At 47.1% G+C, this 14223-nt stretch carries 17 protein-coding genes and 1 tRNA gene; 8 read left to right on the top strand and 10 right to left on the bottom strand.

Annotation, left to right across the window (positions count from 1 at the left end):
- Nucleotides 1-180 precede the first annotated feature (180 nt).
- From AC4BAP_RS02460 to AC4BAP_RS02450, 3 genes are all read left to right on the top strand, one after another.
- A complete protein-coding gene (locus AC4BAP_RS02460) occupies nt 181-1038 on the top strand; it encodes a 3-hydroxyacyl-CoA dehydrogenase NAD-binding domain-containing protein (RefSeq protein ID WP_490581022.1) in 858 nt (285 codons plus the stop codon).
- Nucleotides 1031-1444 (top strand): hypothetical protein, encoded by a 414-nt coding sequence (locus AC4BAP_RS02455; RefSeq protein ID WP_490581021.1) that lies wholly within the window; start codon nt 1031-1033, stop codon nt 1442-1444. The genes AC4BAP_RS02460 and AC4BAP_RS02455 overlap by 8 nt, the downstream gene beginning before the upstream one ends.
- Nucleotides 1445-1577: 133 nt before the next feature.
- Nucleotides 1578-1651: transfer RNA gene (locus AC4BAP_RS02450), tRNA-Asn, on the top strand.
- A 206-nt stretch (nt 1652-1857) separates the two neighbouring features.
- Here AC4BAP_RS02450 and AC4BAP_RS02445 read toward each other — a convergent pair.
- Nucleotides 1858-2292, bottom strand: a complete 435-nt coding sequence (locus AC4BAP_RS02445) for a hypothetical protein (protein ID WP_490581020.1) — start codon at nt 2290-2292, stop codon at nt 1858-1860.
- Between the two features lie 303 nt (nt 2293-2595).
- Between AC4BAP_RS02445 and AC4BAP_RS02440 the strand changes: the two genes are divergently transcribed.
- Entirely contained in the window at nt 2596-2766 is a 171-nt protein-coding gene (locus AC4BAP_RS02440; protein ID WP_490581019.1) for a hypothetical protein, read from the top strand.
- 43 nt (nt 2767-2809) lie between these two features.
- On the opposite strand, the gene AC4BAP_RS02435 is transcribed toward AC4BAP_RS02440, so the two are convergent.
- From AC4BAP_RS02435 to AC4BAP_RS02415, 5 genes are all read right to left on the bottom strand, one after another.
- Nucleotides 2810-3418: a sterol desaturase family protein gene (locus AC4BAP_RS02435; RefSeq protein WP_490581018.1), complete on the bottom strand. Its 609-nt coding sequence runs from the start codon at nt 3416-3418 to the stop codon at nt 2810-2812.
- A 100-nt stretch (nt 3419-3518) separates the two neighbouring features.
- Entirely contained in the window at nt 3519-4028 is a 510-nt protein-coding gene (locus AC4BAP_RS02430) for a shikimate kinase (protein WP_490581017.1), read from the bottom strand.
- Between the two features lie 102 nt (nt 4029-4130).
- On the bottom strand, nt 4131-5192 hold the full coding sequence (locus AC4BAP_RS02425; protein ID WP_490581016.1) for an ABC transporter permease: 1062 nt from the start codon (nt 5190-5192) through the stop codon (nt 4131-4133).
- Between the two features lie 111 nt (nt 5193-5303).
- The gene (locus AC4BAP_RS02420; protein ID WP_490581015.1) at nt 5304-6395 is read right to left on the bottom strand and encodes a BT_3928 family protein; all 1092 of its coding nucleotides are present in this window, start codon (nt 6393-6395) and stop codon (nt 5304-5306) included.
- 218 nt (nt 6396-6613) lie between these two features.
- Nucleotides 6614-7159 carry a DUF1599 domain-containing protein gene (locus AC4BAP_RS02415; RefSeq protein WP_490581014.1) on the bottom strand — a complete coding sequence of 182 codons (546 nt, stop codon included), beginning with the start codon at nt 7157-7159 and terminating at the stop codon, nt 6614-6616.
- A gap of 34 nt (nt 7160-7193) precedes the next feature.
- Here AC4BAP_RS02415 and folP point away from each other — a divergent pair, with 34 nt between their 5' ends.
- Nucleotides 7194-8060, top strand: a complete 867-nt coding sequence (gene folP / locus AC4BAP_RS02410; protein ID WP_490581013.1) for a dihydropteroate synthase — start codon at nt 7194-7196, stop codon at nt 8058-8060.
- On the top strand, nt 8057-8905 hold the full coding sequence (gene cdaA, locus AC4BAP_RS02405) for a diadenylate cyclase CdaA (RefSeq protein WP_490581012.1): 849 nt from the start codon (nt 8057-8059) through the stop codon (nt 8903-8905). Before folP ends, cdaA begins: the two co-directional genes overlap by 4 nt.
- A gap of 208 nt (nt 8906-9113) precedes the next feature.
- Here cdaA and AC4BAP_RS02400 read toward each other — a convergent pair whose 3' ends face one another.
- From AC4BAP_RS02400 to AC4BAP_RS02385, 4 genes are all read right to left on the bottom strand, one after another.
- Nucleotides 9114-9320, bottom strand: coding sequence for a PLDc N-terminal domain-containing protein (locus AC4BAP_RS02400; RefSeq protein WP_490581011.1), 207 nt, complete (start codon nt 9318-9320; stop codon nt 9114-9116).
- Between the two features lie 8 nt (nt 9321-9328).
- Nucleotides 9329-9616 carry a hypothetical protein gene (locus tag AC4BAP_RS02395; RefSeq protein WP_490581010.1) on the bottom strand — a complete coding sequence of 96 codons (288 nt, stop codon included), beginning with the start codon at nt 9614-9616 and terminating at the stop codon, nt 9329-9331.
- 337 nt (nt 9617-9953) lie between these two features.
- Nucleotides 9954-11150 (bottom strand): glycine C-acetyltransferase, encoded by a 1197-nt coding sequence (kbl, locus tag AC4BAP_RS02390; protein ID WP_490581009.1) that lies wholly within the window; start codon nt 11148-11150, stop codon nt 9954-9956.
- Nucleotides 11151-11212: 62 nt separating this feature from the next.
- Nucleotides 11213-12313, bottom strand: a complete 1101-nt coding sequence (locus AC4BAP_RS02385; protein ID WP_490581008.1) for a hypothetical protein — start codon at nt 12311-12313, stop codon at nt 11213-11215.
- Nucleotides 12314-12714: 401 nt separating this feature from the next.
- Here AC4BAP_RS02385 and AC4BAP_RS02380 point away from each other — a divergent pair, with 401 nt between their 5' ends.
- Both AC4BAP_RS02380 and AC4BAP_RS02375 read left to right on the top strand, forming a co-directional pair.
- Nucleotides 12715-13695, top strand: coding sequence for an NAD-dependent epimerase/dehydratase family protein (locus tag AC4BAP_RS02380; protein WP_490581007.1), 981 nt, complete (start codon nt 12715-12717; stop codon nt 13693-13695).
- A 150-nt stretch (nt 13696-13845) separates the two neighbouring features.
- Entirely contained in the window at nt 13846-14163 is a 318-nt protein-coding gene (locus tag AC4BAP_RS02375) for a thioredoxin family protein (protein ID WP_490581006.1), read from the top strand.
- The last annotated feature ends 60 nt before the right edge of the window (nt 14164-14223 follow it).

Here is a 14223-nt window from a genome sequence, read left to right as displayed (position 1 = left end):
TTGTTGATTGTTTATTGCTGATTGTTGGCTTCGCTAATAGCACCTTATAGCCTACTTTTCATGTATCAGCCTATATAGGCTATTGATTGAAGTAAGGTTAAACACTGCATATAGCATAAAAGCTTACAGTTTCTCGGCAAAACAATCAACAACCAACAATTAACAATCAACAATTAGAACATGAAGCTAGAAGATATCAAAACGATAGGCGTTGTTGGCGCCGGTACTATGGGGCAAGGCATTGCGCAGATATGCGCGCAGGCAGGTTTTAAAACCATACTTTTTGATATCAATGCGCAGGTGCTGCAGAAAGCTGAGGCTACCACTGTAAAAAACCTGGACAAAGGCATAGAACGCGGCAAGCTTACAGAGCAGGAGAAACAGACTACACTGGAAAACCTAAATTTTACCGGTGATACCCTACAATTAAGCTGCGACGTGATCATTGAAGCTATTGTAGAGAAACTGGAGGTGAAGCAAAGTATTTTTAAGGAATTGGCAGATATTAACACTCCGGATACCATACTTGCCTCTAACACCTCTTCTATTCCGATCACGCAGATAGCGGCAGCTATACCTAACCCGGAGCGTGTGGTGGGCATGCACTTCTTTAACCCGGCTCACATCATGAAACTGGTGGAAGTTATCTCGGGTGCGGCCACAGCACCAGAGATTGCCGAAACTATAAAGCAACTGGCCGAAAAACTTGGGAAAGTTGCCGTTATGGCAAAAGATTCTCCTGGTTTTATCGTTAACCGTGTAGCGCGCCATTTTTACGTGGAGGGGCTTAAGCTGCTGGAAGAAGGCGTAGCCGACATCGAAACCATAGACAAACTGATGCAGGCCAGCGGCTTTAAGATGGGCCCCTTTGAACTAATGGACCTGATCGGTGTTGATACCAACTACTCGGTAACAACATCCATGTTCGAGGCTTTTCACTATGACCCAAAATTCAGACCAAGCCGCATACAGCAACAGAAAGTGGACGCAGGCCACCACGGCCGCAAGTCTGGCAGGGGCTTTTACAAGTATGAGTAGGCTCTGGCCATTGCTTATACTGTTTGTACTTATAAGCTGCAACGACAGCTTTCAAGGGCCCTCCATCCCGGAGGTGCCTGTTAGCGAGCAAATAAACGTAAGTAGCCTGCAGTACCCCGAGTTGCGCCGCGACGGCGGCTATGTATACTTAAATGCCGGTTATAAAGGCATTTTAGTTGTTCGCCAGACAGCCAATTTGTATACTGCTTTCGAACGTGCCTGCCCCTACGACCCCACAGCCGCCTGCGGGCAAGTGGAAGTAGACCAATCCAACCTATTTATAGTAGATAAATGTTGCGGTTCACAGTTCAATTTCCAGGGCAATGTAACCTCCGGCCCTGCAGTGTATGGCTTAAAGCAGTATAGAACCTCTCTATCCGGCTCTATTCTATACATCACGAACTAAAAATTTTGGTTTGATTTACAGGAAATTACATTTTTAGGAAAGATTTTTTTGGGATCATACTTGCACATTTACTTAAACTGCCGTAATATTGCATCATCATTCAGCGGGTAAGCTGCCGAAGATATGTCGAAATTCCTCCTTAGCTCAGTCGGTTAGAGCACCTGACTGTTAATCAGGGGGTCCCTGGTTCGAGCCCAGGAGGGGGAGCAAAAGCCACTCAGAAATGAGTGGCTTTTTTGTTTTATCTGCTACCGTTTAGCAATACCCGTGAACTGCCCCGCTGCTCTGCGCTGATAAAATAAAAGAGCTGCCTGCACATAACATCAGCCAAACCCTTTACCAGTTTAAAACAGAACGCGCAAAAGTATGGCCCTAACAAACTTCAGACGCTAGAGCCATACAATTGCCTTATCCTAGTAAGCCGGGGCATATAGCCATTCCAATGCTGGCTCCTCTTCGTAAAAAAATCTGAATTCAAAAGGCGCCTTATCTCCTTCCGGCAAACTATTCAGCCAGTCCTGAAGGTTCATGGAGTCAAGGGCCATCAGGCTGTTACGGGTTTCGATGCGCGCATAACGCATCACCGACGACTCAACCAACTGCGGCAGGAACGTTTTAAAGAACCAGCGGGCATCCTGGATCGTGGTGTAATGCATTGCTTTTGCATTTCCGAGCCACCTTTTGGGCTTAAACCTTTTTATAATGTTTAGTAAAGCCTGAAACTTCTCTTTAAGCAGATCACCCTCCACGTGTTGTTTCCAATGAACACGCATCATCGATGTGCTTTGATGCATCTCCACTGAGAAGATGTGGTCATCAGCCACTAAAGTTATATCATAGTTTTCCATGTATGGGTTGTTGTGCTAAGGGTAAAGTATGAATGCTGCGGCAGTCGTTTAAACCTAAAAGGTACAGTGTTTCAAATATAGGTATTTATACTTAATAAGATACGTATTTAAGATGTACTAGGCATAATGATTTGGTTACCAACTTATAATGCATACTCCTTGCCCATTTATATTATACGTAAGCGGCTAACCAACCTTTTAAGCTGTGAAACAGTATCATAATACATGATAATATCTTCATAATAAACACACCGGGACATGGTATGATATGGGGGTAATACCTTTAACTAAAAGTCTAAAACTATGAAAAACATAAGAGTATACTTAATGACCCTGCTTGTGCTGCTTACCTTTACACTTAGCAGTTGCGAGCTGGTGGGAGATATATTTGAAGCAGGCATGTGGGTAGGCATTATTCTGGTTGTCCTGATCATTATGCTGATTGCCTGGCTTCTGCGAAAAATAAGACGCTAACTAAAAATAAAAAGGAGCCTTTCGGCTCCTTTTTATATGACTTTTACCTATTACGTTTAGGCATCGTACCCAGCAGGTAATCCCAAAGCGGCGATGATACTCCAAACGCTACTTCAGGGTCTTTGTAATGGTGAATGCTGTGGTGTATCCAAAGCTGCTTCAGGAAGTTTTTAGGAGGCGCATACGCATGCACCGCATAATGCACGAACAGATACATGGCGTAACCAAACAAGATGCCTGCCACCACACCAAACACGTACTGCCCGAAGATCAGCTCAAAAACAAAAAAGAACAGTGTGGCATAAAGCAAGCTAACCACCGGGGGCATAGCCAAACGTTTCTTATCCTTCGGAAACTCATGGTGGTTGCCATGAAACAGGTATTGCATCCGCGATTTCAGAGGCGTATCAGTATCCATATGGAAAACATAGCGGTGCGCCAGGTACTCCAACAATGTAAAAACAAGCCATCCCAGTAAGAAAAAGCCAATTGCCTGCACCAGGTTAATAAGGCTGTGCGCCAAACCGTAGTATAGCATGCCTGTGGCAATAAGTATAAAAATAGAGATAGGGAGGGCGATGTGTGTCCTTGTCATCTTTTCGAGAATAGGGTTCTCGAAGAGTTGCGCACGTCCTTTATGGTTGGGTTTCATAGTAGAATTTTGCTGTATATTTCAGAGCCGCAAAACTAAACTTTTTGATAAAAAAACAGCTATAGTTTGCCCTCATATATTGTTGTATAACGGCGGTGAATTAATAAGGGTTGAGCCTTTGCCTTAATTGTGCCACTGTAATATCGCTGCCCTCAACTTTATACTTTGCCTGCTGATAAAACCATACCCTGTGAGCCAAGGTTTTAGTAATAAAGGAATTTATTTCGTCTGCTGTTTTGCCAGCCAGCAAAGGGCGTGTGCTCAAATCCGCTGACAGGAGCCTGCGGCTGAGTTCTTCGGGAGGCACAGATAAAAACAGGGTTTCACCGTGTCGGTTCATGTAGCTGATATTATCTAAAAAACAGGGAGCGCCTCCGCCAGTGGCTATCACAGCACTTTTATACTCCTGCACGACGGCATCCAGTGCAGCACGCTCCATTTCCCGGAAAGCATTTTCGCCGTGCTCAGCAAAAACAGAAGCTATCGATCTCTTTTCCCGCTGCTCTATGTAGGCATCCAGGTCTACAAAAGTATAGCCCAACTGCTGTGCCAGTTGCCTGCCCAGCGTGGTCTTTCCGCTTCCCATCATACCAATAAAGAAGATCAGCATTTCCTTCAATTATTAATTAGAAATTATGAATTGCTACTGATAGTTAAAGAAAGTACAAAGTTCATTCATACTTCTTAATTCATCATTCATAATTTAAAGACATTAGTCCAGTTTCACACGTGGGTCCAGGGCGGCGTAGAGCAGGTCTACGAGGATGTTTATAAGTATGAATAGGAAGGCCACAAAAAGCGTGGAGCCCATTACCAGCGGGAAGTCGAGGTTTTGCACAGCCTGTAGCGTTACCGAGCCAAGGCCTTTCCAATTAAAGATATACTCAATGAAGAAAGCACCTGCCATAAGCGAAGCCAGCCAGCCCGACACAGCCGTTACCACTGGGTTAAGCGCATTCTTCAGGGCGTGCCCCGAAATCACTTTATACTTGCTCAGGCCTTTTGCACGGGCCGTTCTAATGTAGTCCTGCGACATGACATCGAGCATGGAGCTGCGCGTAAGCTGCACTACAATAGCCAACGGACGAATACCCAGGGCAATGGCAGGCAATAGCAGGTTACGAAGCATTAGTTGCTTTCCCTCGAAGGGGTCTATCTCGTATAGCTGCCCGGTCAGGCTAAGGCCTGTCCAGTCGGACCAGTAAAAGCCGAAGGTAATAGCTATAAGGATGGCAGCTACAAAGGATGGTACCGAGATACCCAGCACCGATGTGGTAATTAACGTATGGTCGAGCACGCTGTGTGGTTTTAGAGAGGCAAACACCCCGAAAAGTATACCGAACACCGTGGCAATAAGCATGGCAGCAGCGGCCAGCCATAAGGTACCGGTAAAGTGATCCATCAGGATATCGGTCACGTTTTTATTGCTCTGAAAAGAACGGCGCAAGTAAGGCGTTTTCCAAACCAGCGCATCATCACCCAAATCAATCAGTTTGGTGTACTCATACTTTGCCTGGTTAGCCTCCGTATCCTCATGCACCGACACCGGCGACACATCGTTCAAGTAGTAGGCCAGCTGTATAGGCAGCGGTTTATCTAGACCCAGTTCTTTGGTAATGGCCTCACGTGTGCTCAGGTCGGAGCGCTGGCCAGCCAGCAAAGCCACCGGATCGCCGGGTAACACATTAAACAGGAAGAATATCGCCACCAATACTCCCAGCATGATCAAAAGCCCGTGCCCCAGGCGGCGAAGTATAAATCCTAGTAGCTTCATTTTGGTTGTTCGTTATTCGTTGCTCGTTATTTGAAGATTTGCTAAACCGTATTCGCCATTCCATTAACCTTATTCTTCCGAACAACGATCAACGAACAACGATTAACGCCTTTAAAGCAAACCCTTCACCTCCTCTATACTTGGCGTGTCGTTGTAATGCCATTTGCCTTTAACAGTGCCATCTTGCAGCAGCAGTATACCCGGGTTAGAGCGCATAATGGTCTTGATCAGGGTGCCGTCGCCAAAGTAGTATGGCACAGCCAGGTTCACTTCATGCCTGAACTCTTCAAATAGTTGGCCGCTGCTGCTGGTTACTACCATCGGCGTTATGCCCTGCTGCTCTGCGGCCTGTACCAGTTTGTTTATCTCCTTAAATGACTCACGATCGGCTTTGGCCGTGTTCTGCACAAGTATGATCAGCTTGTTTCCGGTTAAAACCTCCTGTGTAAAGTCGCCCTGGTCGTTCCAAACGTTAAAGTCTGTTATCTTTGGGCCATCCTCCGGGTTAATGGCCACCATCTCTTTAAAAGTATAGCTTTGGTCGGTTGGGTACTCCTCAAACTCCTGCTCCTCCCCATTTTTCACCATAATGTACTTGTAACGCAGCGGGGCTGTGGGCTTCATCATGGTTGGTATGTTGTTGCCCACTTTGTAAGCACGGAAGTCGATGTAAGGCAGGTGCTCGTAGGCATACCAGCCAATGCCCACCGAAAGTATGGCTATAAGCGCAGTTACCACCGCTCCCACTTTTTGGTTGATAAAAGGAGGCAGATAGCGCTGTGTCATCAGCAGGATCACGATCATCACCAGCAAAATCACATCTTTGGTAAACGACTCCCAAGGTGTTAGTTTAATGGCATCGCCAAAACAGCCACAGTCGGTCACTTTATTAAAGTATGCCGAGTAAAACGTCAGGAAGGTGAAGAACACGATCATGGCCAGCAGCGCAATCAAAACGCTCTTTAGCTTCCAGCGCACCAGCAAAGCCACGCCTAATACAATTTCTGCCGCACTTAAAAAGATAGACAGGAACAGCGAGTATGGCTCAAATGCTTTGAAGAATGGCGCGATGTCGGTAGAGAATACCTCGAAGTACTCTTCCAGTTTAATGGCCGTGCCAACCGGGTCGTTTATCTTGATCAGGCCTGAGAAGATGAACAGTACGCCCACAAAGAGCCAGCAAAACTTGCTAATGTATTTCATGTTGAGTTAGAAAGTTAGAGCGTTAGAAAGTTAAAGAGTTTATACTTTGCCGGGTCCAACCACCCCTCACCCCTCAGAGCTTTGCTCGCAATCTTCGAACTCTCGTTCTCGATTGTCCAAGGAGGGGAATTTGGGAACAATTAACACACCCCTAACCCCTCTCAAGAGGGGAATGAATATACTACCCCCTCCTGTTTTTAGGAGGGGGCAGGGGGAGGTTACTCCGCAAACCCAGACTTGATTAGCGCGAAAACTGCGTAATTGATCATGTCGCGGTAGTTGGCCTCTACCCCTTCCGAGATCAGCGTCTGCCCCTCGTTGTCCTCTATCTGCTTAGTGCGGTATAGCTTCATAAGTATAATATCTGTGATGGAGCTTACACGCATATCGCGCCAGGCCTCGCCGTAGTCGTGGTTTTTGGCGTTCAGCAGCTTAATGTTTTCCTCAATATGATGCGTATACTCCCGCTCCACCTCCTCTGCCGACAGACTCAAAGGCGCATCGACTGGCAGGTTCAGCTGCATCAGGGCTATCACGCAGTAGTTGATAATGCCTACAAACTCCCCGTTAATATCATCTTCCACCATTTGTTTCCCTTTCTCCTGAATAGAGCGGATGCGCTGGGCTTTGATAAAGATCTGATCGGTGATAGATGGTAAGCGCAGCACGCGCCAGGCGGTGCCGTAATCTTTTGTTTTCTTTACAAACGTGTCTTTGCAGCGGTTTACAACGCTATTATATTCTTGCAGTGTTTGGCTAATCAACTTTTTAGATTTAATTTTAAAACGATAGACTGAAATGCCACCATTGGATTCGAAAGATAAGCTTTTTCATAAAAAAAGTACACTTAACTGCCGCGGAAAAATCCTCTCTCTGAGCACTCCGCTGGTAATGGGCATTCTCAACCTCACTCCAGATTCTTTTTATGCCGGCAGCAGGCTTAGTTCAGCCGCCGAAGCTATAAAACGCGCCGAAGCCATGCTAACAGACGGTGCCGACATACTTGATATTGGAGGATACTCGAGCCGCCCTGGTGCAGCCAATATTTCGGAACATGAAGAGATTGACCGCGTGGTGCCTGCTATTGAAGCCATACATGCAGCTTTTCCGGAAGCTATACTTTCTGTTGATACATTCAGGGCCCGTGTGGCGGAGGCTGCCGTGAGTGCCGGAGCTGCCATTGTAAACGATATTTCGGGCGGAAACCTGGACGAGACGATGTTTGAGACCGTGGCAAAACTACAGGTGCCTTACATCTTAATGCACATGCGCGGAACGCCCCAAACCATGACAACGTTGGCTAAGTATGAGGATGTTGTACTGGAGGTGATAGATGAACTCCAGGTGCAAGTATCAAAACTTATCCAGCTTGGCGTAAAAGATATCATACTTGACCCCGGTTTCGGATTTGCCAAAACCATAGAGCACAATTTCGAATTGCTGCACCGTATGGATGAATTGCGTATCTTAGGGCTGCCTATACTTGCCGGCATGTCGCGCAAGTCGATGGTTTATAAAGCACTGGGCATAGATCAGGCGGATGCGCTTACCGGCACAATAGCCGCCAACACAATCGCGTTGATGAAGGGTGCCGACATTTTGAGGGTGCACGACGTAAAAGAAACAAAGCAAACAGTACAAATTTACTCGAAAACAATACTTTGAAATTATTATTCAGCATAGGGTTCCTGGAGATTGAGATGCTCGACATCATCGACATCCTGCTCGTTACGGCGCTGTTGTACCAACTGTACAAGCTCCTGACGGGTAGTGTGGCGCTGAAGATCTTCCTTGGCCTGCTTTCTATTTACCTGCTGTACCTGGTGGTGCGCGCTGCCGGCATGGAGTTGCTCAGTATTATACTTGGGCAGTTTATGGGTGTGGGTGTACTGGCAGCTATTATACTTTTCCAGCCCGAGATCAGGCGCTTCCTACTGCTTATAGGCAAAACCACGGCCTTTAACAACGATCGCTTTTTCCGGAGTTTCCCGTGGCGCCGCGAGCAAAGCGATAAATTGAGCCTTACCCCTTTTATTGAGGCTGCTAAGTCGTTGGCAGGCAAGAATACAGGCGCACTCATCGTGTTCACCAAAAGCTCTGAGCTAAAGTACTATGCCGAGTCCGGCGACTTGATCGACGCGGTTATTTCGAAGCGTTTACTGGTTTCCATCTTCAACAAGAACAGCCCATTGCACGATGGCGCTGTCATCATTTCGGGCAATCGAATCAAAGCTGCCCGCTGTATACTTCCGGTTTCGGAGAACCAGGAGATACCCGCCTCTATGGGTTTGCGTCACCGCGCCGCCATTGGCCTGACCGAGATCACGGATAGCGTGGTGCTGGTGGTATCTGAGGAAACAGGCCAGATCGCGCTTGTGCGCAACGGCGAGGTTTTCCGCAATTTATCCTCTTCCGACCTTCGCGTTAAACTAAACCAGTTCCTGTTCGACACGGACCAACGCGCCAACGCAGCAGCAATAGCCAACGAGAAAACAGTTAGCCCAGCCTAAACAGATCGGTGATTTTGACCACAGATTAAGGGGATTAGATTGATTAGAGGGATTATCTTATAATGTAGGATTTATGTAAAGACGCAATATTTTGCGTCTTTTTCGTTTGGATTAAGATAGCCAGTTTTGCCAACCCTATAATAATGTAGCTTCACTCGGCCAAGTCAGAAATCCAATTAATCCATCAAATCCCCCTTAATCACCGGTTTTAATCCGTGGTCCGCTTATACCAGAAATACCAATAAGCCGCCGGGCCAAGTATGGGCAGTATCCAGAGCAGCACCATCCAGTTAAGGCGCTGTGGCAAAGTATAATTTGTTTTAAAGATGAGATGAAAGATACTTAGTAGCACCACCAGGTAGTTGGCAACTATAAGTATAACCACGAAAGGATATTGAGAAAAAACCTGAGCCATTTGCCGTCTTAAAACATAATCTCACTCACAAACCAAACCAGGTATAGCAGGGCCGGTGCCACTAGCAAAAGTATAGTTCCCAGGTTTACACGGGTCCACTGGGGGTTCAGTAGCATACTGATGTAAGCCTCTGCGGAAAGTAGCAAGGAGAAGTAATACGTGATCTGCAGCAAAGTATAGGTAATATTAGCTTCCCCTCGTATGCCGGCCGTTGCATACGCCAGAAACGAGATCACCAGCCACGACAGCACTGTGCCCAGTAATAACTGCCCCGGTTTTATTTTGATATTGTTCATGCTGCCTGTTCTGATTTTTGACAATATACAAAAAAAAGAAAGGCCACTCCCTTATCGGAAGTGGCCTTTAGTAACACAATCCTTAGAAAATTGTCTTATATAAAATCATTCATGTAAAACCTCACACATGCAATATGGTGCCATTTCAATTGCCAACACTTTCAATGTTAAAAATTACAAAAGCACTCACAATTATAACAAGGCTCAGAAATAGCAGTTCAACTTTTACTTTATCCTGTTTTTTCTCTTTAACAGCAAGTAAAAGGCTACTAATACGCTTATAAAGCGTTAGAAATAACAATGGGGCCAATGCAATATGTAAGATTGACATAATTTCTTACTTAATCACACCCAGTTCTTTACCAACCTCTGTAAAAGCAGCAATACACTTATCCAGATGCTCCTTATCATGCACAGCTGAGATCTGAACACGGATACGCGCCTGGCCTTTTGGCACTACCGGGTAGTAGAAACCGATCACGTAAATGCCTTTGTCCAGCATGCGGGCAGCGAACTCCTGAGCCAGCGGTGCATCGTAAAGCATTACAGGCACAATCGGGTGGTCGCCTGGCTTGATATCGAAACCTGCCTCAGTTATCTTCTCACGGAAGTACTTTGTGTTCCACTCCAGTTTGTCGCGCAGCTCGGTAGTAGAGCTCAGCAGGTCGAGCACAGCAATAGAGGCACCTACAATTGAAGGAGCTAGAGAGTTAGAGAACAAGTATGGGCGCGAACGCTGACGTAGCATATCGATGATCTCTTTGTGGCCAGATGTGAAGCCGCCCATCGCACCACCCAATGCTTTACCAAGCGTACCAGTAATGATATCGATCTTGCCCATTACATTGCGGTACTCGTGCGTGCCACGGCCAGTTTTGCCCAGGAAGCCGGAGCTATGGCACTCATCGATCATGATCAGAGCTTTATACTTTTCGGCCAGCTCCACGATCTTATCCAACTGCGCAATGGTGCCGTCCATCGAGAAAGAACCGTCGGTTACGATGATGCGGTGCTTGGTATTTGCCGCAACAGCTTCCTGCAGTTTTGCCTCCAGGTCAGCCATATCGTTGTGGTTGTAACGGAAACGCTGCGCTTTACACAAACGAACCCCATCAATGATAGAAGCGTGGTTCAATGCATCGGAAATGATGGCTGAGTCAGCATCAAACAATGGCTCGAACACACCACCGTTTGCATCAAAAGCAGCGGCATAAAGTATAGTATCCTCTGTTCCCAAGAACTCCGATATCTTACGTTCCAGTTCTTTGTGGATATCCTGGGTACCGCAGATAAAACGCACTGAGCTCATGCCGTAACCATGCGTATCGATGGCCTCTTTGGCTGCCTCGATCACCTTCGGGTGTGCTGAAAGACCCAGGTAGTTGTTGGCGCAAAAGTTAAGCACATGGTGCTGCTGTGTGGTATCAATATCAGCGCCTTGTGGTGTGGTGATAATTCGCTCTTGTTTATACAAACCTGCCTCTTTTATCTCGGCAAGCTGCTGCTCTAAGTCTGGTTTTAAAGTCTCGTACATAGTCTCGTTTGTCGTTATTCGTTTATCGTTGTTCGATTTAATGTAAGTATAAGTATAGCCAGCTAAACGCCTATTGCTTCGCCGCCCTCTTCTGGCTTAGGCGGAGGTCTCCAGATAATAGGTCGTGGCCGCGGTGGCTTTGGCTTTTGCTCTTCTTCCGGTGCTGGAGTAGCTTCTTCTTTTGCTTCCTGTTGAGGAGCAGATTCCTCAGATGGTTTGTCAGAAGGCACAGGCCGTTTTATGATTGGCCGAGGCCTTGGTGTAGCCGGTTTCTGCTCTGGTTCCGTTGGTGGTTCTGCTGGCGGAATCGCTGCACTCTCCTGCTTGGTCTCTTCTTCAGCAGGTTTCTGCAAGGCCACCGGTCTCTTGATCACTGGCCTAGGGCGTGGAGTAGCCTTTGGAGCTTCTGTATCTTTTTGGGCTGCAGCTTCTTTCTCTTCAGGCGTAGCAGGTGTTTGTTCTGTAGTTGGCTTCTGCAGGGCGGTTGGCCTTTTTATTACCGGCCTTGGACGTGGAGCAACAGGTGTCGAATTGCTTTCTTCAGCAGCAGGCTTTGCTGTCGGCTCTTCACCTTGGGCAGGCGGCTCTGGCTTTTGCAATGCCGCAGGGCGCTTGATCACAGGTCGCGGTCTGGCAGCCGATTTGGTTTCCTCGCTTGTCTGCTTACTTTCAACCTCTCCTTCCACATTTGCCTTTGGCTCTTCAGCCGTTGCCGGTTTACCGATAACAGGTCGCTTGATAACTGGTCGTGGCTTGGCTGGCGCTTGTTCTGTAGCTGGTTTTTCAGTGCCCTCCTCCTTCTTTGGCAAAGCGGTTGGGCGTTTTACTACTGGCCTTGGCTTTGGTGCAGCTGCTTCTGTAGCAGATGTTTCCTGTGGAACAGTAGGTTCTGCGGATTTTTCTGGCTTGGCTGGGGCCGGCACGGTGGCCCTTCTGATAACAGGTTTTGGAGCAGTGGTGGCCGGAGCAGCCTTCGGCACATCTTCCTCGGCCAGATGATAACGCAGGCGAACATTGTTAATTTGCATCTTCACGGCTATCAGGAAGCTATTTGGATGCATCTGGGCATACATTTCCTGCCAGGCCGCAAAGCGAGCCGGATCTCCGGCTTCAAAAGCCGCCTTGTTTATCCGTTTTTTTATCAGGTACTCTTCAAATGTCATTTCTGCGCCTGGCCTGTAACCATTAATGCAAAGTTACGGCCTTCCTTTTTTAAAAATACCCCTAGAAGTATAAAATGCACCTCCGCACCAAACAAATATAAGAAAATCCGACTCCCGAAACAGCCGGGCATTATTTATACTTTAACCTTTTATTAACTCTTTATTAAATCTCCCCAAACCTGTTTCAGCCTCCGGAAAGCCGCCATACCTTTGTGCAAGGTTAGTAACAGGTTAGTTTAGATTAGTGAGTAGACGGAGGTGCCGGCAACAGCTGGCCCCTCCTTTTTTGTACATAAGTTACTTTTAGCTATACTTTTAAGTAAGTATCCGCCATTCTTGAAGCTTATATTTTAACTATTGCCCCGAATTAGGTTACTTTGTGCAAGGAATTTAAGTTTATTATGGCAAATACAACTGACACAGTATTGGTGATTGGTGCCTGCGGGCAACTTGGCTCTGAGCTTACCCTGGAGCTGCGTAATATGTATGGAGGGGCAAATGTAGTGGCGGCAGATATTGCGGCACCAAAGCAGGAAGACCTACGTGACTCAGGTCCGTTTGAGAAGATCGACGTGCTGAACGCGAAAGGGATGGGTGAGTTGGCAGCCAAGTATAAATTCAAGCAGATCTACCACCTGGCGGCTGTACTTTCGGCCACCGGCGAGAAAAACCCGAAATTTGCCTGGCAACTGAACATGGATGGCCTGTTTAACGTGCTGGACCTTGCCCTGGAGCATAAAGTAGAACGCGTATACTGGCCTAGCTCTATTGCCGTATTTGGCCCTAACACACCGCGCCAGAACACGCCGCAGCATACCATCATGGACCCTAACACGGTATATGGTATCAGCAAGCAGGCCGGTGAGCGTTGGTGCGAATATTATTTCGAGAAGTATGGCCTGGATGTGCGCAGCCTGCGTTACCCTGGCCTTATCGGTTATAAAGCACTACCAGGTGGCGGCACCACAGACTACGCCGTGGACATCTACCACAAAGCACTGGAGGATGCCAAATTTGAGTGCTTCCTGAGCGAGGACACTTACCTGCCGATGATGTACATGCCGGATGCACTGAAGGCTACCCTGGACCTGATGCACGCACCAGCCGAGCAGGTAAAAGTGCGCAGCTCTTATAACCTGAGCGCCATGAGCTTCTCTCCGAAAGAGATCGCTGCCTCTATCCAGAAACACATACCTGAGTTTGAGATCACTTACAAACCAGACTCACGCCAGCAGATCGCAGACTCGTGGCCGCAAAGTATCGACGACAGCGCCGCGCAGCAGGACTGGGGTTGGAAACCTGCCTTCGACCTGGATGCCATGACAGCCGACATGCTCCTGAACCTGAAGAAGATGAAGGAAGAACAAGCTGTAGGGCAGTAAGGCTATTTATAAAGTATAAAAAAGCGAAGGCGGCATTTAGATGTCGCCTTCGCTTTTTTAATAACATGCAGTAAGGTAGCAGTATCGCAAATTCAGGCCAGCCACTATAGCTCCTTGTACGTACATAGAGTTCAGTAACAGTAAATGTATATGAGAATTCTAGAGTCTGACGACAACCAGCTAAGGCAACTGATTTTTGAGAAAGATAAAGTGATCGTAAAGTTTGTGGATGAGACCTGCCCCATTTGCCAAAGCCTGGCCCCTACGTTTGAGAAATTCGCGACTAACCCTACCTATAGTGCCATAACGTTTGTACGCATGCATGCCAGCCAAAATCCTGTGTCCAGCCAGAAGGTAAGGTTAACGGGCACCCCTTTCTTCGCCATTTACCAGCGTGGCACCATTATGGAGTGTGGTTTGTTGTCAACGGAAGAGGAAATTGAACACATGCTGCAAAAGCTTAAGTAGTTATAACTCAGGAAATCTTGCAGCACTGACAGTACAAAGTATAGCGCAAATCAAATTCCC

This window comes from Pontibacter sp. GD7, from assembly GCF_058216375.1.
The sequence above is the reverse complement of the archived record's forward strand: the minus strand, read 5'-3'. Positions and strand labels throughout refer to the sequence as shown.